The sequence below is a fragment of the Ahniella affigens genome (genome assembly GCF_003015185.1).
Taxonomy (GTDB): domain Bacteria; phylum Pseudomonadota; class Gammaproteobacteria; order Xanthomonadales; family Ahniellaceae; genus Ahniella; species Ahniella affigens.
Genome location: NZ_CP027860.1, coordinates 4,557,728 through 4,577,164, shown reverse-complemented (window position 1 = coordinate 4,577,164; position 19,437 = coordinate 4,557,728). Strand labels below are relative to the sequence as shown.

The following is a 19,437-nucleotide window of genomic DNA, read 5'->3' as shown; positions in this document are numbered from 1 at the left end:
ACAGATTGCTGATTCAGGGCCAGATTGCCCTGGATCCCGGCTGCGCCAAAATGACGACAATAGGGGTTCGACTTGCGCGGCGCGGATCGAACTGCTTCGGCGCCGCCACCATCGCCCGCTGCGCCATGCCACAGCGGCCCCACTGCCAGACGCCACCGACATGTCGGACATGTCGCGACCGCTGATCCGCGGTTCTGGACTTGCCCCATGCATCGCGTAACGCCTTGTTCTGAAAGCGACATCATCATTGGCACGCGCCTTGTTCTAACGAATCGCCACGACAAGTCGTCTGTGACCGGCCCGAAGCGCCGCCCTTACTGAATCAGGAGCATTCGTATGTCCACCATCACCCTTCGCAACAACACCAACGAAGTTGTCCGGCTTGCCATTTTCAAGACGCCGGTACTGAATCCGACGCTGGGCACGATTGCCTGGCAGGTCTGCGCACCGCCTCCAGGTGGTCAGCAAACCATCCAGATTCCAGATGACTTCTCGGTGTTCGCGCAGTACTCGTCCGATCCGTCGAACCCATCCAACCTGAACTGCGAAACGGCGCATGTGCCGTTTGCCGAAACGACAGCCGCGTTCAGCATCGACTCGGTCAGCTCGCAGGATCGTCTCGCCACCGGTGCCGTGATCAACCAACAGTTCAATGGTCTGGTGCTGAACGAAGTGCGCATCACCAACAACTACGGTCTGGGCGCGCTGACCACGATCGCCGCGAATGGCGATGCGATCTATCCGCCGCAGGTGATCTGGCCGGGCGGGCTGTTCATCGAAGACGTGCGCGGTACGTACTACGTGGCCGTCGTGGCGCAGTTCACCCGCAAGGGCGATCGGCTCGTCCAGGAAGAGTTCTCGCAGACGCAAACTGCGGTGCTCGAAGGCGGCGTGCTGACCGTGACCGGCTCGATGTGGAACGGCTATTCGCTGAGCGCAGCCTGAGTCGCAACCACCAGTCCAAAGCAGCGGGTCGCCACCGCACCCGCTGCGGACGCCTAGTGTACACATCTGTTCGGCGCCGCTTCTGCTTGTTCAGAACGGCGCCGCCATTACCGGAAATCTGGAGGCTTCCATGAACAAGAACAGCAAGTCCGCGAGTGTCCCGGCGGCGGCGCACGATCCTGAAGCGACGGCAGAAGCGCCGCCTGACGCGCCCATGATCCCCGAATCGCCAGCGACACCGCTTGCACCGTCCGCTTCGGCGGCGCTTGCCGAGAGCGACACGTTGAACTGGCAGTTCTGGACACCCGATCCGAACTCGGGGCTGGACATTGCGTGGGCGCAACTTGCCGCCAAACAGTTCCGCGTGCAGTTGCTGTACACGCCCGGAACTGGTCTTGGCTCGCCGGCAGCGGGCGATTCAACGAGTCCATTGATCGTCGACACCGAGTTGAATTCGATGCGAACCGATGTGCCCTTCAGTTTGCTGGAAGTCGACAATCCCAACGCGATTCTGTCTGGTAGTTTCAATTACCAACCGAAGCCGGGCGACGGCGTGCTGTCGGTGCGCCGATTGCGGTATCCCGGTGGCTACGTCGAGATGCACGTGCTGTTTTCGGATTCGGGAGGCTGATCATGTCTCGTGGCGACTGCTCTGGTACCCGTCATTTCGGTAGCGTCCGGGTGACCTGGAGCTGCCCAGGCGCTGGCCGTGTCTGCACGGTCGAGGTGTTCTGGCTGGGGCAGTTGATCATGTCGGTGCCGATGAGCCAAGCCGACCCGGTGCAGACGTTTTCGGTGACCACCGAACCGCCAGCGTCGGATTCCGTCAGCGGCGAGTTTCGCTACGGCCCGGCGGAAGGCATGCTGCAAATGGTGTGGCTCAATACGCCGGAGGGCTCGTGGCAGCATGTGCTGCTGTGCCCGGAGGGCGTGCTGCCACCACCGCCGCCGTACACGCCATGGCCGCCCGCAGTCGGAGCGAGTACCGAGACGGTCGAGCTCCGGATCGATCCGGCATGCCATGACCTGTTTCCGTTTGTGTTTCTGAAGCAGTGGCCGAACATCGATACATCTGTGCGCGCCGACAATTTTGTCGACTACCCGAACGCATCGATGCCAACCGCGAACAGTCTGTACGCGAACTTGCTGAACATTCATCAGCTCGGCACCGACGTTCGCAACCTGTCGATCGCGCAAGGCTTGGACTTTCTGGCCGGGCAGCCGCCGTATCAGGGCGAGCGCATCACGCGTGAGCAGCCGTTGGATGGTTTGCCGGCACAGCTGGCGCCGTTGTGGCGCGGCTTGCAAACCTTGCAGCCCTTGTGTGTGGATCGTCTGATCGATTGGTTGTTGGTCGAACTGGGTGTGACGTGGACTGAGCTCTACGATGCGGTGCAGTCGGCCGACTATGCCGCGCAGATCGATCGCACGTGGCAAAACGTGTTTGCGTTGATGCTGGTGCCTGGCTACGCGCTGGTGCAAAACGAGGAACTACTGAAGACACTGATTATCGGCAGTTTGTTGACGGCATTGGCGGACAGCGTGCCCACGATGCCGCCCGCGATGAGCCCGGTGATGCCGACCGAGGCGCCATCCGCAGAGGCCGAACGGGACGGTGCTGAGTTGGCCGTGGACGAGCCCGTCGAGCCAGCTGATGATGATCGCGATGAAGGCGCTGCACCATTACCCGCACCGACTTCAGCACCCATGACCACGCCGCGACCCAGTCCAGCCGTTTGGCCGCCCAGCCGATTGGAACAACGTCGTCATGCGACCGTTGTGTTGCCGCCGCCGGTGTTCCCGCTGCCCCCGGACGTCAGTACGGCGCCCAATCCTGCCGACGCCGATTTGCCCATGACGGGCGTGACCAGTCGGGTCAGCCCCTACGCCGTGGGCCAGTTGCAGATCGTTCGGCGCGCCTTGCTGCGCTATGAACCGGGTGAGGTGGCGAGCATCGAAAACGTGATGCCTGGCGAGCGCAAAGTGCGCATTCAATCGGAGCGCCAGATCGATCGCCAGCTTGATGAGCGGCGCGAGCAGCAATCCGAGCGCACCAGCGAGTCGGTGCAGGCAGACGCCAGCGCGTTTGAATTGGCCGCGCAGGAACTGTTGCTCGAGAACTATCAGATCAACTACTCCGTGAACTACGGCCCACCGCAGGACGGCAATGCCACGGGTTACTGGACATTCGGACCAATCGCCAGTGGTTCAGGCGGCGCGGCCAATGCCGATGCCCCGGCGGCACCGGCGCAGACGACCAATCAGACGCGCACCAGTCTGGCCCGCTCCATTACGCAGCGCGCGGCCCGTCGGATCGAGCAGCAGATCGGCCGTCTGCGGCAGCAGGAATTTACCCACCAGCGCGACTGGTCCGAGCGCCATACGTTTGATCGGCGCCACGCCGAGACGCCGCTGCGAGGGGTGTATCGGTGGCTGAATGCGATCTACGAATGCTGGGTCGCGCCATTGGGCGAGCGCCTAGTGCTGGAACTCGTGCTGCCCGATCCGGCGCGGTCTTACGTGAATGCCGAGTTGGATCTTGCTGGTGTGTCGTTGACCGAACCCATTCTTCCCGCCGCGATCGGGTTGAGCGACTTCACGCAGGTTTCGACCGATCCGAGTTCGAAATTGTTCTACGCAACGTTGGCGGCAACTTACGGCCTAGAGCAGTTCGATACACCGCCCCAGGAGCGGCTGACCATTGCCTGTGCGGCACCTACGCTGGCGAGCCTGCAAAGCGGCACGCTGACGTTGCCGGCCGATTACGAAGCGACCAAGGCGTCGGTGACGCTGACCACGCAATCGACCACCGCGACCGTGAACGGCCAAGTGGGGCAGGTGCCGTTCGCACTCAGTGCCACCGCCCCCATGCAGAGCCTGGATCTGGCCATGCAGAGCGGCAGCCTCGCCTGGGCAGCGTCCGCGTCGGCAACGATGGCTGGCGATCAGACGGCCGCCTCGCAAGCGGTGGCCATCGAAGTGCAACTCGACTGGGCGGACGCTGCCAAAGCGCGCTGGCAGGCGGGCTTTTACGCGGCACTGTTGTCGGCGTATCGGCGGCAATTGACGGCCTACCTCAATGCCGCGAATCAGGCGCCCGCGCGTGTGCAGTCGAACACGTTGAATACGCGGCAAACCATCCAGCGCCAACTGAAGCGGGCAGGCTTGCGTGCCATGGTTGCGGTCGCACTGGCGAAGACGGGCGAGAAAGCGCGTGTCGAGCGCTTCCTGCCGGCGCTGCAGGATTGGCTGGAGCGCGCGCTGGAATGGTCGGAAATGAGCCACCAGTTTGTTGTGGCGCTCGATGATCAGCAACCGCCGGGTCGGCGCCTCGTGCCGGGTGCAGATGCCAGCATGACCGCCTTTCTGGAAGCTGCCCAGGCACGCGTGCTGCTGCCGGTGCGACCGAGCTTTGAACGCGCGATGGTGCTGTATCTGGATGCGGGCGTGATCTGGACCGGCGAACCCGCGCTGACGCCAGCGGTATCCGTGCCGCTCTCCCCCATGGCCACGAGCACAAGCATTGATCTTCTCGAAGACTTGAAACAGGCGCAGGAGCGCTGTCGTTGCGATCGTGGCCGCGAGTCTGTCGGGCCACCCTGGGTGGTCACCATGCCGACGACGCTGGTCGTGTTGCAAGAAGGGCCCGTGTTGCCGACCTTCCCCGGTCGAGGGCTGCCCTGATGCGCTGGCCCGTGTTGCCGATGCCGCCCGCTGGACCTTGGCCACCCGGGCCAAGACCTCCGGGCCCGGAGGCGCCCATTGGCACGGTGTGCCTCTATGCCGGCAATCTGCAAGCGCTGAGTGCAGCGGCCAACACCGCCTGGAAGTGTCCCGCTGATAGCGACGCCGGAACGCCATCAGCCGACGCCGTAGCGGTGGCCGATGCCACCGATTCGGGCGTGCCGCTGCTGACCGAGGCCACGGCCTGGTTGCCGTGCGATGGCCGCAGTGTGCTGGTGCGCGCGTTTCCAGGTTTGCACAAAGTGCTGGGCAGCCTCTACGGCGCTGTCGATGCTGATCACTTCAATCTGCCCGATCTGCGCGGCGCCTTTGTACGCGGGGTCGACAACGGCGCCGGGGTCGACCCGGATACGGCAGAACGCTATTCCGCTGACGGCCAACAGACTCGTTACGCCGGCGTCGGATCATTACAGTGCGATGCTTTTCAGGCGCATCAGCACACCTACGACACCGCCACCGGAGCCGCCCCGGGCGAGGGCTCCGGCGCGTTCGCGGTGAAAGCGACGGACACGACCAAAGATCCGACGTCGGGCCGCCACAGCGCCAACGAGACCCGCGCGCGCAACATGGCGTTGAACTTCATCATTCGGGCGCGCTGAAGGTCGGCACGCGGCGCCTGACCATGTTCGATCAGGGCGGGTCACCGCCGGTGCCCACTTCGCTCTCTGGATCGAACGAAAACACGCGCCGCGTGGGCGATCGGTCGTTCTGGAACTCAATCAGCACGGTGACCACCAGCGAGAGTTCCCAGCGCCCCGAAAGTTGTTCGACTACCAAGGGTGATTCGGTCCGCGTCATGAACGCAGTGCGCTCGAGATTGGGATCGGCGACTTCTTCCGCCTTTGCCCAATCGAGCAACTCCACGACCGCGTGCTTGCTGTCAAAAGGCGATGGCGCCGACCGCCGCCGTTCCTCCGCATGGGGGATCGTAATGATGCTGGCGCCGATCACGGTGATCGTGCGGACAGCGCCGAGCGGCGCGAAGGCCAAGAGCTCTACGGTGAAGCGATCGTTTTGATAGAAGTGCAGGGCGCCAGCGTAACGCCCGACACGATGGTAGGCGCTGCGTTGATCCGTGCCTTCGGTGGCCTGCCAGACCAGCGCACTGCTGAGTTGGTCGACATCGAAACTGACACGAAGATAGACGGTGTTGTTACTCATTGGGTCGGACCTCATTCGAAGCAGACGGGGAGAATGTGGCGAGGATGTGGGTTTGGTAACGCGGGTCCCGACGCAGCGCCAGCAGTTCGGGTTCCTGGGCAATGGTCTTCAGCGGCAGGCCTTGAGTGCTGGCCAGCACCAGATCCGCGAGCGCTTGTTCGCGCGCGCCACAGAGTTCGGCAGCTTGCGCTAAACGAAATCGGACATCGACCGAAAGGTTGGGTTGGGCCCGAACCGTCGCGGCGGTCTGCTTGGACGCATCGCAGTCCTGAAGCTTGGCCCGATACAGGGCGCTGCGACTCGCCAACGTCACGTCTTCGGCATTGCGTGCGAGCAGTGGTGCCAATAGCGACACGGTGGTGCGATACGCTGCCAGGGCATCCTGTTCGCGACCCGGCAACTGCCTGAGCGCATCCGCCAGATTCGCCCAGCGCAGATAGTCGTTCGGGCTGCCGCGCTCCGCCGAAACGGCGGCGCGATAGGCATCGGTGGCTTCGGCATAGCGCCCGAGTGCATACAGCACCGTGCCAAGATTTGAGTACAGCCGGCCATCAGGACGCAAGCGCAGACCATCCTGCAGCACGGCCAGTGCTTCTTCGGGTCGATCCCGTCGCAGCAGCACGGCGTTCAAGTTGCTGCGCGACACCACGCTCAACGGATCCAGCGCAATCGCCTGCCGAAACGCCGATTCGGCCTCGACGTAACGAGCGTGACTAAAATGCCAAGTACCTAACGCATCAACGAACACGCGGTCCTTTGGGTGCCGTTGCATCGCATTGGCAAGGGTTTCTGCAGCCAGCGTGTCCTGGCCAAGCCGCGCTGCGGCCCGGGCTTGCCCGAGCAAGGCGTAGCGGTCGCCGGGGTCCAGCATCAGCGCGTACTGAAAAAACGGCAGCGCCTCGGCTGGTCGGCTCTGAAACTCCAGCGCCCAGCCCTTGCTGGCCTGGGCGCGGGCGAGTTGCGGATCGGCACGCAGGGCAATATCGGCGGCGGTATTGGCGCGCTGCAACCACGCTTCGTCGCGGTCATCGCTGGCATAGCGAAGACAGTACGCAATCGCGAGATTCGCGGCGCTCGCGGCATGCTCAGGTTGGGCGGTGAGCCGGGATTCCAGTAACGCGATTGCTTCGGCAACGTGACCCTGATGATCGAACGCCTGCAGCAACTGCTCGGCGCGATCCAGGTCGCTTTGCATCGAAAGATCGGGCCAGCGCGTGCCGCCTGATGTCAGCAAGGGGCCCAGCCATAGTGCGGCCAGTACGAGTACCCCGGTCAACAACCAGGGCCAATGGCGCCGATGCGGGGCGGGCGGTCGGACATCGCTTGCGGTGCGGAGCGCATTGAGTTGTTCATCGATCCCCGCGAGCACCTGGGTCATGGTCGCGCAGCGCTGCTCCGGTACGCGCGCACACATGTGGTCGATCAATGCGCGCAACGGTCCGGCCTGTTCAGGCAATTGGGCGCTCGGTGCCCGCCGGCCGTGAATGAGTTCATGCGCGAGACGCGCGCCATCAAGTTCGGCGTAAGGACGGTTTTGCCCCATCAGCTCGGCGGCGATTGCGCCCAGCGCATAGATGTCACTGCCCGGGTGCGGGCCGCGGCCCAGAAGCAGTTCCGGCGCCATGTAGGCCAGCGTGCCACTGCCGTCGCGGCTATCTGGGTTCGGGCCGCTGTCGGGATGGAGGTCGCGCGCCAAGCCGAAGTCCAGGATGCGCACTTGATCGTTGTCGCTGAGCATCAGGTTTGCTGGTTTCAAGTCCGCATGGACTCGGCCGCCCGCATGCGCACTTGCCATGGCGACTGCAATTTGTCGGATGAGCAGCAAGCCGCGTCGAAGCGGCAATGGCCCATGTTCTCGCAAGGCGCTGAGGGTCTGGCCACGCACCAATTCCATCACCAGTGCCAACTCGGAGTGGCTCTCAAACACATCCAGTACTTTTACAAATGCCGGATGTTCGAGCCCCGCCGACGCACGCGCCTCGGACAACATCCGGCGCCGCGCGTCCGGGCTCGGGTCATGCAGAATCTTGATCGCGACCGTGCGATTCAGGCGCTCGTCGAGCGCTTCATAGACGGCGCCATAGCCACCCACGCCAATGCGCTTGAGTAGGCGAAATGGGCCGAGTCGACGGCTGTCGCTGGTGTGTTCGTCGACCCCAGCGTCATTCAGCACGGGCTCCAGGTTCATGGCCGACCCGCGCCAGTTCGGACCAAAGCGCTGAATGGCAGGCAGCAAGGCATCAACGACGACCTCCCAAGTGGCATACGGGCATCCGCCTATGGTGCGCTCCCGGGGAAGTCGGGCGCAAGTCAGGATTGCTCAGTTTGCGGTGCGCCCGGCTCGTTCAGTGCCGCGTTCTGGAAGAGCACCCGGGAATCGGCGTGCTTGCGGCGGATTGCCAAGCGTCAGTCGTTCACCCGGGCGCCTTGCGTACGGCCATGATCCGTCGCGCGATCGTATTCCTTGTCCCGCCGATTGCCGCGTTTGACGATCATGAGGCCGAGGGCGTTGGCATCGCGTTCCAGCGCTTTGCAATTGGGGCGGGCGTCCATGTTCAGGATGCCTTCCTCGACCTCTTCGGCCGCCTGTCGGCCGTTGTCGACATGACCCTCCTCGTGTTCCCGGAGCGCGGTCATGTAGCGGTCGAAGCGCCGTTCGGCGCGCGGATCGTCGGTATAGAGTTCCGGCAGTGTGAGCGTCGCGCTGAAATCCACCGTCACATCGGTGATCCAGCAGCTTTCCGAATCGTAGCTCCAGGTGTAGCGCCACTTGACGTGCCATTCGGTGTAACCGTGATAGCCGCCTTCGATCGGCGAGGCAGCGGTAATGGCCTCTGATAGGGAATCGCCTTCCTCATGCTCCACTTCGTAATACGTTTCGTCGAGCTCTTCGTTCACTTCGGCCAAGGCGAGGGTGGCGCTGCCAAGCAGTGGCAGGGCGGCGAGGATCAGTCGAAAGCGCATGCGGGCTCCGGTCTTCGATTCGTAGGCGGGGTAAGCTTGAAGTGTAGCGACAAGTTTTGAAGCCATGACAAGGCGAAGCGCCGTTATTGGGTGACCCGATTGCATGGGCGGGCGATGACCTGTCACGTGTCCGTATTGGGCTTAGACGGTTCGTTTGCCCGGGTGCGGCCGGACGCTGGCGGGCGTTTGTCCGCGCCACCGTTTGAACGCGCGGCGGAAATTCGCGAGATCGGTGTAACCGAGCATCATTGCGGTTTGCGCTACCGTAAAGCGGCCACTCTGCAAGTGGTCCAGGGCAAACTGCATGCGCACCTGATCCATCAGCCCGCGATAGCTGCTGCCTTCGGCCTGCAAGTGCCGATGCAGACTGCGCGGACTCTTATGCAGCAGCCGTGCGCAGGCGGCCCAGGACGGAAACCGACCCCGACTCGCAATCAGGAGTCGCTGCACATCGGCACTCACACTTTGCGTTTCGGCCAGGATCTGCAGCGCCGACTGACACGCGGCGGTGGCGGCGGAAAACGCATCGCGCTGTGCGGCTCTCAGCGGGCGATCCAGCACGGCCGCGTCCAACACCAAGGCGGCAGTCCGGCTGCGATAGCGCACCGGGCACGAAAACAAGTCCTGCGCCAGTGCGTCGTAAGGCGGGGCGGGAAACGGGCAATGCACGGCGATCACGCCCGTTTCGCCCATTGCGACTGCGTCCAACAAGTTCTTGATCGCCAGAAGAATGGCCTCCAGGACCGGCGTGCTGAGTGCGCCAAGCGGGTGCGATTCGCGGATCTCCAGCATGACGCGTTGACCACGCGTGACGACGCGGAACCCAACCAGTTGTGTGCGAAGCGCAAGGAACGCTTCGAGGATGGCGACGGTCTCGCGCAGGCTGCCGCTCTGCATGGCGGCGAGACTCAGCAGCCCGTGCGTTTCCGGCAGTAGCCGTTGACCAATCAGCAGGCCCAGCGCAGGTTCGTCCGCGCGCGTCATGCCTTCGCGCAGCAAGCCTAGGAACTGGCGGGCGCTGATGATGGGCGCTTCATGGTCCAGCAGGTTCAGCGGCAACCCAACCGCATCGAGGCAACTCGCCAGACTGACGCCCGAGTACTCGATCTGTTGGGAGATCGGGCGGAGATACAGCGCGTACAGGGCGGAGCCGGATTCGGGGCTCAGGGTGGGCAATCGGGTCAGGCGAGTGGAACGGCGCATGGATTTGGCTCGGCTCGTCGGATGATGGCAGAAAATGACCCACCAAGCGCCAATGAGTGGGCGTATCGTTCGCCCCATCCTGAGCTGATTTCCAGAGCGTCGCGTGATGTCCGACCGTGCTGACAAGATTGCAACGACACATTTTACGGCCGCGCTGAACGAACATTTGGTAACGGTTGGCAAGCACCAGACCGTGCTGGATGCCGCGCTGGCTGCTGGCGTGCCGATGCGTTATCGGTGCCGCGTTGGTGGCTGCGGCAGTTGCAAGTGTCGACTGCAGTCCGGCCAGGTGTTCCAGCGCACTGACACCAGTTATTTGCTCAGTGCAACGGAGCGCGCAGAGGGCGTGGTGCTGGCCTGCCAGACCGTGCCGCGATCAGATGTGACGATTGCATTCGATCCCGAACCCGAGACACTGCCTTGGCATGCCGGGCGCGTCACCGGGCAGCGACTGTTGACACCCGACGTCGTCGAATGGACCGTCACACTGGCGACGCCTTGGTCCGGAACCGCGGGTCAGCATGCGGCGATGGCTTGTGCGGGCTTGCCGGGCGTCGTCCGCGAATTGAGCCCAATTCCGAGCGGCGATGGCCGCGTCTTGCGGTTTCTGATCCGGTTGATACCGGGCGGCCAACTGAGCACGTGGCTGCAGGCGGCCGATCGCACGGGCGAGGCGGTGCAACTGAGTGCAGGGCGCGGCGAGCTGCTACTACCCATGGATGCATCACCCGTGCTGATGATTGCCACCGGCACGGGCATTGCACCGATGCTTGCGATGCTCGAAGCCGCAGCGCGCTCGGGCGATCGGCGCGACATGACGGTGCTGTTCGGGGTGCGCCGTGAGGAAGATTTGCAACTCGCCGCGCCATGGTTGGACGCGGCGCCTGAATACGTTCGATTCGTGCCCGTGCTGAGTCAAGCGAGCGCGGCTTGGACTGGCCTGCGCGGCCATGTCCAGGATCACTTGGATACGTGGCACGCTGCGCATCAGGCAGCTGGCCACCAGGTGATCCGGGTCTGCGGCGTGCCGGTGATGGTTCACTCGGTGTTGGCGACGTTGCATGCGATGGGCGTACCGCAAACGAGTGTCGCGTTTGATCAGTTCGACGAGGGCCCGTCGCTATTGCCCGAGCCGCCGCAGCAGGACCTGCCGCCCGATCAGCGCGTGCCGGCGCGGTGGTTCGATTACGCCAAGTACCTGGGGTTTCATGCGATCGGCGTGTTCTCACTGCTGTCGTTGCTCGCGGGTGGCGCGTACACCACGATCGGATTGCTCGTCGTGGTCGCGGTCTACATTCTGGGCGATGCCTTAGCCGGCGATGATGTCCGGACCCCCGACTTTCGTGCACCAAAGTGGTTGACCTGGCAGCTCTGGGCCGCGCTGCCGCTGTTGGCGATGATTGCGTTTGCGGCGGTATGGTCCGTGGCGCCGACCGACGCGATGGGATTCGGGCAGTGGCTCAGCGCGTTAAGTGGTTACGACCTGCTGGCGGCGCGCGCGGACAGCACTGTCGGGCACCATGTCGCCGGGCTCATTTTGACGGGATTGATGATTGGTCTGATTGGCACCATTCCGGCGCACGAGCTCGTTCATCGTACCTGGGATCGGGCATCACTGTTGATCGGTCGATGGCTGCTGGCCTTCAGCGTCGATAGCAGTTTTTCGATTGAGCATGTTTACGGTCACCATCGCTACGTCGCGACCCGTGTCGACCCGGCTACCGCACCGCGTGGGCGCAATGTGTACTGGCACATGCTGCGTTCCACATGGCTCGGCAATCGGAGCGCCTGGGCCATCGAAACGGCGCGTCTCGCCAAGTTAGGGCGATCGACGTTCAGCCCATTCAACGCTGTGCTGCGTGGGTTTTCGATGAGCCTCGTGCTGATTCTGGCCGCATGGGCCGTCGGCGGTGTCGTCGGGATGTTGTTCTTTGTCGGCTGCGCGCTGTTCGGCAAGGCACTGCTCGAAGTCGTCAACTACATGGAGCACTATGGTCTGGTCCGGGCCGAGCATGCGCCCGTCGCGCCGCGGCATTCGTGGAACACCAACCGTCGCGTCAGCTCATGGACCATGTTCAACCTGACGCGCCATTCGCATCATCATGCCGAAGGCGAAGTGTCGTATCCCGACTTACGGCCGTACCCTAATGCGCCGATGATGGTCAGCGGCTATCTGACCACGCTCATCATCGCGTTGATTCCGCCGCTTTGGCATGCCTTGCTCGTGCCCAAGCTCCGGGATTGGGACCGGCGCTATGCCAATGCCGAAGAGCGTGTGTTGGCCGATGCTGCAAATGAGCGCAGTGGTCTCGCTGGCTTGCGTGACGATCACCGCTATTCGAACTGGTCGGCGAACACCCCGTAGATATTGACCAAATCGGCGAGCACCGCAGCGTCCATTTTCAGAATGCCGGCGGCCAAGGGTTGCGCGCGCTGCATGTTGGCCGGCACGTCGGTGCTTTGATGATAGTGCGGGTAGATCCCGGCGCCGTTTTCCCACGTGAACATGGCCGGTATGCCGCGGTCCAGAAAGTACCAATGGTCACTGTAGGCCTGGGTGGCGGTCGACGTGATGAGGTTCAGCTCAGGCGCATACGTGGCAGCGCGGTCGCCATAGAACGTCAGCCAGTTGGCATGCGTGGTGGTAGTTTCGATGCGCGCGCTCAGGGTGTTGTCGATGGCATGCCCCATCATGTCCAGGTTGATCATGTGTTGGACATTGCCGAGTTCGCCACTGGCCTCCAATGCGCCCACATACCGGTTGCTCCCGACCAGGCCTTGTTCCTCGCCAGAGAAACACGCAAATACCATCGTGCGCGCGGTTGGAATGTTCTGAAAGACCCGCGCCAGCTCAATGACGCCCGCACAGCCGCTGGCGTTGTCGTTGGCGCCGGGCTGTGGGTTCACGGTGCCATCGCAGCGCACACTATTGCGGGAATCGTAGTGCGCACCAATCACCACCCATTCGTTTGGCCATAGGTTGCCGAGTTTCTTGCCAACGACGTTGCTGAGCTCAATGTTGACGTTGGTTGGCTGACAGTTGGCGCCAGGCAGTGTGTAGGGCGCCAGTTCGGTGCTGAGGCCGGCATTCGCAAACTGCGTTTGGATGTAATCGCGCGCCGTATTGAGTCCAGCGCTGTAGCTGTTCCGATTCATTTCTGCCAAGTCGCTGACGGTTTGAAACCAGCGCTCACTGTCGATCTGGCTCAGCAGACTGACCACGCTCGGGTCGGTCGGCAGTACCGCTTTGGCAGTGCCGCTGTTGCCGCGCTCGCGGGAGACGATTCCGGATGGCGGTACTTTGGCGCCCAAGAGATTGGGATGGAATGCCAGCTTCGACCAGTGCGGTTCGACCCGCAGGATCTCGTAGCCGCCGACCACATCGAGCGCTGGCGGCGGGTCGTGCAGCGTGCACACGTGATCGCGCACCCGAAGGGTATCGAGGCTGAGTCCGTCCGGGCCGGGACGGGCGTCCGCGCGGGTCAACCAGTGCGCCCGCGACTCGGCACTAACGCCGAGCAAGAGCTCATTGCCGAACTCAGCCGACCAGAGCACTGAGGGTTGTGACGTGATCTCGGCGACGCGCTCGGCACCGCGACCATGAATATCGAGAATGACCGTGTCGGTGATCGGCGCGGCGACACACACCGGCCCGATCAAACTGAGCATCGCACTCAACACGGGGCGCAAGCAGTTGGGCATTGGGGGCTCCTCGGGACGGGCATTATCGCGCCGATCCACGCCCAGTTCCTGTGCCTGAGGCGACAGTTTGACCAACAACCGGACGCTGCGCGCGCAGTTCGGTGCGCATCAGTCGAATTCGCGGATCGCCGGCACCGCGCCCGACAGGAGCGGCAGCAACTGGCGCAGCGCTTCCGGGTCTTCGGCAATCGGCTGATCACCCGCGCTGATCCAGGCATGCGCGGTGGTGCCTTGCGGTTGCCGCCGAATGCCAAGATTCAGTCTGGCGGGCAATCCGAGTCGTTGGGCCACGATCCAGCATGCCAGTGCCTGATCCAGGCAACGGCTGCCTGGCACGAAACGCGCTGCCCGTCGGATTGCGGCGGTCAGGTCTGTTAACGCCGACAGGTCGGTTTTGCTCACCAGGTCGGGAACGGAAGCGTTTAGCGCCTGGAGCACGCGCGCCTGAACGGGCGGTCCATAGCGGAGCCAGCACAGAAGCACCATGAGACGCAGGCGATTCGGCATGGCAGCACCGGGCGCTTGGACGGGCTAGGGCGCCCGCTTCTGAAACGACAGCGCCTTGATGGCCGCCATGGCTTGGCTCAGCGCGTAGTCGTGATCGAGCTCAGGATCCCGGTCGATATCTTCGCTTGGTGCGAGTTCGGCTTCCAGGTGACCGTCGAGGCTCGCCTCCGACTCGATCAAGGTGGCCGCCCGATCGCCCGGGGTCAGTTGCACGTCGCCGAGTAGCAGATCCGGGTCGATGCCGTGGGCCTGAATCGAGCGATGATTCGGGGTGTAGTAGCGTGCCGTGGTGAGTTTGACGGCGGCACCGGATTCGAGCGGCAACATGTTCTGCACCGAGCCTTTGCCAAAGCTCGGGTAGCCGACGATGATCGCGCGGCGGTGATCTTGCAATGCGCCCGCGACGATCTCGGCAGCGGACGCCGAGCCTTGATCGATCAGCACTGCCATCGGCGCGCCCTGGGTCAGATCGCCTGCCTTGGCGCTGAAACTCATGTTGCCGTCCTGGAAGCGGCCTTCGGTGGTGACGATGACGCCAGATTCGAGGAACGCGTCGCTGATCTCAACGGCCGCCGCCAGCACACCGCCCGGGTTGTTCCTGAGGTCCAAGACCACGCCGAACACCGGCTTCTTGCCGACCAGCTTGCGCCAACGGTCACGCAGTTCCATCGGGGAGGACTCCTGGAACTGTGACAGCCGGAGATACACGAAACCCGGTTCCAACCACCTGGCGCGAAGCGATTGCGAGCGGATCTCCTCGCGCACCAGCTTCAGCTCGATCGGTTCCGGCTGGCTGTCGCGCTCGATGCTCAGGCTGATCTTGCTGCCGGGGTTGCCGCGCAGGCGATCGGCGGAATCGTAATCATTCGGATCGATCGGCACGCCATTGATCGCTGCAATGATGTCGCCACTCTTGATGCCGCCGCGCTGAGCGGGCGAGTCATCGAGCGTCGCAATGACCCGCAGCGCGCCATCCATGAAAATGACCTCGACGCCCAGGCCACCGTATAGGCCAGAGATGTCCTCATCCCACTGCTTGAGCTGATCCGGCTCCAGATACGCGCTGTGTGGGTCCAGGTCATTCAGCATGCCGCGAATCGCCGCATTCATCAGGCGCTTGCCATCGACCGGCTCGACATACGCTTCCTGGATGGCGCGAAACACCGACACAAACGCGCGAATGTCTTCGGCGCTGACTTCAGAGCTTGGGGCCGCCGTGGCCGGGGCGGCGGCGGGCGTGACGGTGTCCTCGGCGCGGACGCTGTTCAGAAAAAGCGCCAGGGCAAGGCACAGCGACAATCGGTTCGAAAGCATGGGTCCAATCCAGATACGGCAAGGGAAAATGTAGGGGAAGGTCCGATTCGGTTGCGGCGTTCTAACCCACCCTGAGTCCGGCACTTGGCCGGACTCGATGTCTCCCTAGCATCCCAACGGCTTGCCTCGGGCACAAGTCCCAGGCGGCCTGCGTTCAACGCCGGTTGCGGCTTTAAGGGGTTTCGGTCAACGGGGTCACGGCGATGGCGATCCACCCCGTATCCGACATTTCGCTGCGCAACGCCGACTCATAGGCATGGTTGTACGCGCCGCCCGGCAGCGGAAAGGTTGCGACCCCCGACATCAAACGCTGGTCGAAGCGGCCGACGGCGTCTGGATCGATGGTCACCAGCACATAGCGGACAGGCCGCTCAGGGTCATTGCTGAACAGGGACAGCGAGTACATGCCGCCGCGGCGAGTGAACGCGTCGAACGGATAGGCCGCGATGCGTTCGAACTGGGCATCCAGCGCCTCGACCCGCGCCGCCAGGATCTTGCCCTGGCGATTATCGATACTGGCTTGAATCTCAAACGGCGCCGCCTGATCCAGTGCAAACAGCACCACCGGTTCCTCGCTGCCATCGCCATGCCGGAAACAGCTGGCGTGGCGCGCAAACGGCAAGGGCTTTGGTTTGCGCTTGCCAGGCGGCGTCGGTGCCAGCAGCGGCAGTTCGTCCAGCCGCTCGACACAGGCAGGCGGTGGCGCGTCCTGACGCGCTGCCCGGGCGTCCAGACCGATGCCGCAGGCGAGCACGGCAACCAGCGCGAGGGCGCTACGTCGCATCACAGCTGTTTGGCCATGGCTTCGGCGCTATCGCGAATCGCGGCGTCCAGGCCCTCGGCCACAGCCGCGCCGGCCGCTTCGAGATCGTCAAAAGTCTGGTAGGCGAAGGCCGGATCGGGTTCGATCGAGATGGCTTTCTTCAGCGCCGGGGCCGTGTTGTGATACGTCACCACATCGCTGAACAACACCTTCTTGCCGCTCTTGTCGAACAGCTGCGCCGACAAGGAAATCGTCGGCCGGTAAGGCGAGCTCTTGCCAGCCCCAGACGCAGCGTAGCCATAGAACACAAGATTGATGTCGATCTGGGCATCGGCCCGGTCGGTTGGGCGCGCACCTTTACGGAGCAGCCACGCGCCGCGCTTGGCCTTGTCATTCTTGGCTGCGGCCACCGGGTCGCTCCAAATCAGCTGGTAACCGCGCGCGCTCATTGCCGCGTCAAACGCCTTCTGGAATGAGGCGTAGTGATCAAAGTCGGCTGCCTGCAGCTGATCTTGCAGCTTGTTGCCTTTCGCGTTCAGTTCGGCGACCGCAATGGCACCGCCGATCAGTCCAAAATTCAGGCCCGGATGCGGGTAGCTGATCTGCGCTTCGGTGTAGGCCATGGGCAGTACTTCAATCGTTTTGATGTCCTGCGTGCCTTTGTTGAAGGCCTTTTGCGGAACGCTCACACAAGCGTTCAAGGTCAGGATCAGGCACAGCAGCGCAATGTTCTTCAACACAAGAGGGACTCCAAAGTCATCAATAAATAGGGTGATCGTGCCACGCAGGCGACTTGTCACGCATTGCACCTTACCGGCAGGTGCGCAGTCAGGGCGTCAATGCCCCGTCATTCGCGCAATGCGGTGCGATCTTCCCGTCGGGACTTGGCACACGCATCGGTTTGTTTGAAAGGATTCGACCCTGCCTCAATCCACTCGGAAAAACGGGCTCGGTATGATCAAGGCGCGAAGCCCTTGTGATCTCCCGAGCCCCGGTTGTCAGATAACGTGCCATGTTGTGCCGGGGATGCGTTCGGCGGGCGTTCTGGTCGCGCCGAAGGTGAGCTGATTCGCGCATCAAACTGTCGGCGACGGCGCGCGATTCTTACGACGGCGCAGTGTGGCAAGTAGCCCTCTCCCCAGCCCTCTCCCACTCGCGTGGGAGTGGGAGTCGGCGCCCTCCCCCGCGATCGCAGGGGAGGGCCCGGGGAGGGGGTTGCTTGCGGGCAGAATCATCACCGCTCGCAATTTTTTGGTTAGCAAAACCAATGGGTAACGGCGTGCTTGATGAGCGTGAGACCGAACCGGCGCCGCGCGCGCCGTGCGCCCGGGCAACGGCTATCAGGCCATCTGCGCCGAGACGTAGTCCCAGTTCACCAGATTCCAGAACGTTTCCACGTACTTGGCGCGGGCGTTACGGAAATCGATGTAGTACGCGTGTTCCCATACATCGCAGGTCAGCAGGGCGCGATCGGGGCCGGTCAGCGGGGTCGCAGCGTTCGACGTGCTGACGAGCGCCAGACTGCCGTCCGCGCGCTGAACGAGCCAGGCCCAGCCGGAGCCGAACGTGGTCAGCGCGGTCTGCGTGAATTGATCCTTGAACGCCTGGAACGAGCCGAACGACTTATTGATGGCATCGGCGAGCTTGCCGGTCGGCTCACCGCCGCCGCTTGGCTTCATGCAGTTCCAGTAGAACGTGTGGTTCCAGATTTGTGCTGCATTGTTGAACATGCCGCCAGACGATTTGCGGATGATCTCTTCCAGGCTCAGATTTTCGAATTCGGTGCCCTTGATCTGGTTGTTCAGATTGGTCACGTAGGTCTGGTGATGCTTGCCGTAGTGGAAATCAATCGTCTCGGCAGAGATATGCGGCGCGAGCGCATCGCGGGCGTAGGGCAGGGCTGGGAGTTCGATGGCCATGAGAGATCCTTCAAGTGGTTCAGGGGAGGCATAGCGATGGGGGCAGCCATCGTCGCTTCAAGGCTGCCGGACACCGCCAACGGTGCCGACCAGGCTGTTTTGTTACAGCGTGGTCAGGGCGATCCGCCAAGCCGGCAGGCAAGGATAGCAGCCTCGTTCCGGTCTGCCTGTGCGCAAAGGCTGGCAGACCGGGAACGCTCGGCCCGAATTGTCAGGACGGTGTGAAGACGATGCCGCCATCGAGTCCGAGTGCGGCAGACCACTGGGCGGCTTTCATGTCGATCGTCTGGCCCGCGTGTGCCGGACTGGTTGATGGTGCCCTGAGCAGAATCAGCCCCGCTGGCAGGTCAGGCGCCGCGACCAGTCGGCGAAACCACTGTTCGGCGGCCACGCCGTTGAACACGATGTGCCGGATTGCCGGGTGATCTGCCAGGAATTGCCCAAAGTCGTTCGGTTCCGCGTCGCTGATGGCGCTGTCCAGGCTGCCGGGACGCACGCACTGGCGGAGCACATCCCAGACTGCCACGTGGGCTTCGAGCAGTGCGCGCACGCGCGCGTCGTAGGGCAACGCGCTCGAAAATCCGAACAGACGCGCCATGATCGGCCAGAACGCATTGCGCGGATGCGCGTAATACGCCTGGGCTTTGAGCGAGGCTACGCCTGGCATGCTGCCCAGAATCAGGCGGGTTGCGTCGGGTCTCGCCAGGGGCGGAAAACTCTGCGCGCGGTTCAAGTCGATTCCACCCAGCGGGCGCGCTCGGGCGGTGCCGGAAAGGGCTCGGGCCAGTACTCGGTCACGTCCCGAATCAGTCCATCCGCCAATTCGAAAAAGCTCAACGCCAGTCCACGTTGGACCCCATCGGTCACCGCCACTTCGGTGACGCCGCGCGTGCCGTCAACCAGCAGTCGCCTGAGCTCGAACTGCCACGGCCCATGCGCGGGGTAATGTTGGTTCATTCCCGCAAAATTCGTGGCACCTCGAATCCGTTCACCGGACTGCGGCCAGTGCAAGCAGAAGTCTGGATGCAGCACTTCGGCCACGCTGGCGAAGTCATTGCTGGCCATCAGTGCCCAGAAGCGTTCCAATACGGCATTCGTGTCCATGTCTACGCCCAACTCGTTCGCTACCGATATGAAGTTTGAGGGTGCTGCGGCGGTTCACATCGTCTTGACGCAAGCCAACTCGCGCTGAACCAGTCTGCCACAGGCTGCAAG

At 63.2% G+C, this 19,437-nt stretch carries 17 protein-coding genes; 5 read left to right on the top strand and 12 right to left on the bottom strand.

Translation table 11 applies throughout. The annotated features are described in order from the left end of the window. Positions 1 to 336 precede the first annotated feature (336 nt). From C7S18_RS17680 to C7S18_RS17665, 4 genes are all read left to right on the top strand, one after another. Positions 337 to 945: a hypothetical protein gene (locus C7S18_RS17680; RefSeq protein WP_106892813.1), complete on the top strand. Its 609-nt coding sequence runs from the start codon at positions 337 to 339 to the stop codon at positions 943 to 945. Positions 946 to 1,075: 130 nt separating this feature from the next. Next, positions 1,076 to 1,576: a hypothetical protein gene (locus C7S18_RS17675; protein ID WP_106892812.1), complete on the top strand. Its 501-nt coding sequence runs from the start codon at positions 1,076 to 1,078 to the stop codon at positions 1,574 to 1,576. A 2-nt stretch (positions 1,577 to 1,578) separates the two neighbouring features. After that, positions 1,579 to 4,629 (top strand): hypothetical protein, encoded by a 3,051-nt coding sequence (locus C7S18_RS17670; protein ID WP_106892811.1) that lies wholly within the window; start codon positions 1,579 to 1,581, stop codon positions 4,627 to 4,629. After that, on the top strand, positions 4,629 to 5,288 hold the full coding sequence (locus tag C7S18_RS17665) for a tail fiber protein (protein ID WP_106892810.1): 660 nt from the start codon (positions 4,629 to 4,631) through the stop codon (positions 5,286 to 5,288). Before C7S18_RS17670 ends, C7S18_RS17665 begins: the two co-directional genes overlap by 1 nt. Positions 5,289 to 5,319: 31 nt before the next feature. Here the strand turns inward: C7S18_RS17665 and C7S18_RS17660 are convergent, their stop codons facing one another. The 4 genes from C7S18_RS17660 to C7S18_RS17645 all read right to left on the bottom strand — a co-directional run bounded on the left by C7S18_RS17660 (position 5,320) and on the right by C7S18_RS17645 (position 10,017). After that, on the bottom strand, positions 5,320 to 5,850 hold the full coding sequence (locus C7S18_RS17660) for a hypothetical protein (protein WP_106892809.1): 531 nt from the start codon (positions 5,848 to 5,850) through the stop codon (positions 5,320 to 5,322). Then, positions 5,843 to 8,038, bottom strand: coding sequence for a serine/threonine-protein kinase (locus C7S18_RS17655; RefSeq protein WP_106892808.1), 2,196 nt, complete (start codon positions 8,036 to 8,038; stop codon positions 5,843 to 5,845). Before C7S18_RS17655 ends, C7S18_RS17660 begins: the two co-directional genes overlap by 8 nt. Positions 8,039 to 8,256: 218 nt before the next feature. After that, positions 8,257 to 8,814 (bottom strand): DUF922 domain-containing Zn-dependent protease, encoded by a 558-nt coding sequence (locus C7S18_RS17650; RefSeq protein ID WP_170113335.1) that lies wholly within the window; start codon positions 8,812 to 8,814, stop codon positions 8,257 to 8,259. Between the two features lie 141 nt (positions 8,815 to 8,955). After that, positions 8,956 to 10,017 carry an AraC family transcriptional regulator gene (locus tag C7S18_RS17645; RefSeq protein WP_170113334.1) on the bottom strand — a complete coding sequence of 354 codons (1,062 nt, stop codon included), beginning with the start codon at positions 10,015 to 10,017 and terminating at the stop codon, positions 8,956 to 8,958. A gap of 106 nt (positions 10,018 to 10,123) precedes the next feature. Here C7S18_RS17645 and C7S18_RS17640 point away from each other — a divergent pair, with 106 nt between their 5' ends. Next, positions 10,124 to 12,382, top strand: coding sequence for a fatty acid desaturase (locus tag C7S18_RS17640; RefSeq protein ID WP_106892805.1), 2,259 nt, complete (start codon positions 10,124 to 10,126; stop codon positions 12,380 to 12,382). On the opposite strand, the gene C7S18_RS17635 is transcribed toward C7S18_RS17640, so the two are convergent. The 8 genes from C7S18_RS17635 to C7S18_RS17600 all read right to left on the bottom strand — a co-directional run bounded on the left by C7S18_RS17635 (position 12,352) and on the right by C7S18_RS17600 (position 19,326). Next, positions 12,352 to 13,719 (bottom strand): M28 family metallopeptidase, encoded by a 1,368-nt coding sequence (locus tag C7S18_RS17635; protein WP_146151983.1) that lies wholly within the window; start codon positions 13,717 to 13,719, stop codon positions 12,352 to 12,354. The two genes, C7S18_RS17640 and C7S18_RS17635, sit on opposite strands and share 31 nt — an antisense overlap. Before the next feature lie 108 nt (positions 13,720 to 13,827). Then, positions 13,828 to 14,226 (bottom strand): lasso peptide biosynthesis B2 protein, encoded by a 399-nt coding sequence (locus C7S18_RS17630; protein WP_106892803.1) that lies wholly within the window; start codon positions 14,224 to 14,226, stop codon positions 13,828 to 13,830. A 24-nt stretch (positions 14,227 to 14,250) separates the two neighbouring features. Next, on the bottom strand, positions 14,251 to 15,540 hold the full coding sequence (locus C7S18_RS17625) for a S41 family peptidase (protein ID WP_106892802.1): 1,290 nt from the start codon (positions 15,538 to 15,540) through the stop codon (positions 14,251 to 14,253). 172 nt (positions 15,541 to 15,712) lie between these two features. Further along, positions 15,713 to 16,324 (bottom strand): hypothetical protein, encoded by a 612-nt coding sequence (locus C7S18_RS17620; protein WP_106892801.1) that lies wholly within the window; start codon positions 16,322 to 16,324, stop codon positions 15,713 to 15,715. Then, positions 16,324 to 17,043 (bottom strand): hypothetical protein, encoded by a 720-nt coding sequence (locus C7S18_RS17615; RefSeq protein WP_106892800.1) that lies wholly within the window; start codon positions 17,041 to 17,043, stop codon positions 16,324 to 16,326. The genes C7S18_RS17620 and C7S18_RS17615 overlap by 1 nt, the downstream gene beginning before the upstream one ends. 600 nt (positions 17,044 to 17,643) lie before the next feature. Then, the gene (gene sodB, locus C7S18_RS17610) at positions 17,644 to 18,222 is read right to left on the bottom strand and encodes a superoxide dismutase [Fe] (protein ID WP_106892799.1); all 579 of its coding nucleotides are present in this window, start codon (positions 18,220 to 18,222) and stop codon (positions 17,644 to 17,646) included. A gap of 211 nt (positions 18,223 to 18,433) precedes the next feature. Further along, complete coding sequence (locus C7S18_RS17605) at positions 18,434 to 18,955, bottom strand: DNA-deoxyinosine glycosylase (protein ID WP_106892798.1); 522 nt, start codon at positions 18,953 to 18,955, stop codon at positions 18,434 to 18,436. Further along, a complete protein-coding gene (locus C7S18_RS17600) occupies positions 18,952 to 19,326 on the bottom strand; it encodes a nuclear transport factor 2 family protein (protein ID WP_106892797.1) in 375 nt (124 codons plus the stop codon). Before C7S18_RS17600 ends, C7S18_RS17605 begins: the two co-directional genes overlap by 4 nt. Positions 19,327 to 19,437: the final 111 nt, after the last annotated feature.

What these genes read in the sequence shown, in the direction of transcription:
- C7S18_RS17680 (WP_106892813.1), top strand. Translation starts at nt 337, where the DNA reads ATGTCCACCATCACCCTTCGCAACAACACCAACGAAGTTGTCCGGCTT.
- C7S18_RS17675 (WP_106892812.1), top strand. Translation starts at nt 1,076, where the DNA reads ATGAACAAGAACAGCAAGTCCGCGAGTGTCCCGGCGGCGGCGCACGAT.
- C7S18_RS17670 (WP_106892811.1), top strand. Translation starts at nt 1,579, where the DNA reads ATGTCTCGTGGCGACTGCTCTGGTACCCGTCATTTCGGTAGCGTCCGG.
- C7S18_RS17665 (WP_106892810.1), top strand. Translation starts at nt 4,629, where the DNA reads ATGCGCTGGCCCGTGTTGCCGATGCCGCCCGCTGGACCTTGGCCACCC.
- C7S18_RS17660 (WP_106892809.1), bottom strand. Translation starts at nt 5,850, where the DNA reads ATGAGTAACAACACCGTCTATCTTCGTGTCAGTTTCGATGTCGACCAA.
- C7S18_RS17655 (WP_106892808.1), bottom strand. Translation starts at nt 8,038, where the DNA reads ATGAACCTGGAGCCCGTGCTGAATGACGCTGGGGTCGACGAACACACC.
- C7S18_RS17650 (WP_170113335.1), bottom strand. Translation starts at nt 8,814, where the DNA reads ATGCGCTTTCGACTGATCCTCGCCGCCCTGCCACTGCTTGGCAGCGCC.
- C7S18_RS17645 (WP_170113334.1), bottom strand. Translation starts at nt 10,017, where the DNA reads ATGCGCCGTTCCACTCGCCTGACCCGATTGCCCACCCTGAGCCCCGAA.
- C7S18_RS17640 (WP_106892805.1), top strand. Translation starts at nt 10,124, where the DNA reads ATGTCCGACCGTGCTGACAAGATTGCAACGACACATTTTACGGCCGCG.
- C7S18_RS17635 (WP_146151983.1), bottom strand. Translation starts at nt 13,719, where the DNA reads ATGCCCAACTGCTTGCGCCCCGTGTTGAGTGCGATGCTCAGTTTGATC.
- C7S18_RS17630 (WP_106892803.1), bottom strand. Translation starts at nt 14,226, where the DNA reads ATGCCGAATCGCCTGCGTCTCATGGTGCTTCTGTGCTGGCTCCGCTAT.
- C7S18_RS17625 (WP_106892802.1), bottom strand. Translation starts at nt 15,540, where the DNA reads ATGCTTTCGAACCGATTGTCGCTGTGCCTTGCCCTGGCGCTTTTTCTG.
- C7S18_RS17620 (WP_106892801.1), bottom strand. Translation starts at nt 16,324, where the DNA reads ATGCGACGTAGCGCCCTCGCGCTGGTTGCCGTGCTCGCCTGCGGCATC.
- sodB (WP_106892799.1), bottom strand. Translation starts at nt 18,222, where the DNA reads ATGGCCATCGAACTCCCAGCCCTGCCCTACGCCCGCGATGCGCTCGCG.
- C7S18_RS17600 (WP_106892797.1), bottom strand. Translation starts at nt 19,326, where the DNA reads ATGGACACGAATGCCGTATTGGAACGCTTCTGGGCACTGATGGCCAGC.